This is a genomic window from Microbispora rosea (assembly GCF_900156315.1).
GTDB classification, from domain to species: Bacteria; Actinomycetota; Actinomycetes; order Streptosporangiales; family Streptosporangiaceae; genus Microbispora; species Microbispora rosea.
On the sequence record NZ_FTNI01000081.1, the window covers coordinates 1 to 1,205 of the forward strand.

General features: G+C 67.0%; 2 pseudogenes. One reads left to right on the plus strand and one right to left on the minus strand.

The features are described 5' to 3' along the window. Nucleotides 1-282: pseudogene (locus BXA11_RS41085) on the minus strand (extracellular catalytic domain type 1 short-chain-length polyhydroxyalkanoate depolymerase); the annotation flags it as partial. 669 nt (nt 283-951) lie between these two features. Between BXA11_RS41085 and BXA11_RS41090 the strand changes: the two are divergent. Continuing rightward, nucleotides 952-1,205 (plus strand): annotated as a pseudogene (locus tag BXA11_RS41090) (endo-1,4-beta-xylanase); the annotation flags it as partial.

Here is a 1,205-nt window from a genome sequence, read left to right on the forward strand (position 1 = left end):
CGCGGCGGGGGTGGACACGTCGAAGCATTTCTCGCTGCGGGTGGCTTCGGGGAGCACGATGATGTAGCCGTAGCGGTCGGCGGCGGTGACGTAGTCGTGGCCGTTGCCGTTGAAGATCGCGCTGGCCGAGCCGCCGCAGTAGTGGACCAGGACCAGCAGGGCGGGGCGTGCGGCGACCCTGTCGGGCACGTAGAGGTACATGTTCAGGTTCGTGGGGTTGGTGCCGAAGCCGGTGACCCGGGTCAGTGAGGCCGCCGCGGCGGGCCGGATCCCCAGGAGCATGCCCGCAACCGCCAGAGGCAAGGCAGCGGCCGCCAGTAGGACTCTGAGCCTTCGTTTCACGCCATGTCCTTCCATCTTGAGATGACGCGCATGCCGCGCGCGCTCGACCTCGCTCCGAGGCGGCACCGCAGGCTCCATGGCACTCGAGGTAGCGTTGTTAGCGCTAACATCGAACTGGACGAGTCGGCCATTCCTCTCCTCGCGCGACCGGCCGGTGGTGATGCGCCGGAGCAAATACGAAGCGGGGAGGTGCCGTCAAGAGGACCGGCGTCCGCGTTTCACGGCGCCGCACGGGCCGGACGTCGTTCATCTGGAGTTATCGACGAGGGCGGCCCCGCTGTCGGCCTCGCCGTCGCGCTGAAACTTTCATCGACAAATGTCCTCGCGCGGCTCGACAATTGCCATGTTTTCGGAGGCAGGACCGCTCATGGGAACGCGTTTGACGCGCATTCGGCGAGCGCAGTGGCCGAAAGTTTCAGAAGAGTCTTGACACATTTCGGGGAGATTTCCAGACTGAGTCCCCGAGGCGGTCTCCCCCTGCCAGGTCGGTGGTGAAGTGGCGGGGGGTTGCCGTCCGCAACGCCCCTCGTGGTGTGCATCCCCGTGATGGGACGCGGTGCCGATCCCGCGGATGTCCGCTTTCCGTTGTTCAGTTGTGGAGGCTCAGGCATGGATACGAACGCCACCCCCTTAGATCGGCTCCGGCGGCCAGGCCGCGGCCGGGTGCTGCTCGCCGGCGCCCTCGGCGTTCTCAGCGCGATCACCGCCGTGGCGGTGTCGGTTCCCGCCGACGCGGCGGCGAGCACGCTGGGCGCGGCGGCCGCGCAGAGCGGCCGTTACTTCGGCACCGCGATCAGCGCGAGCAAGCTGGGTGACTCGAACTACACGACGATCGCGAATCGTGAGTTCAACATGATCACGGC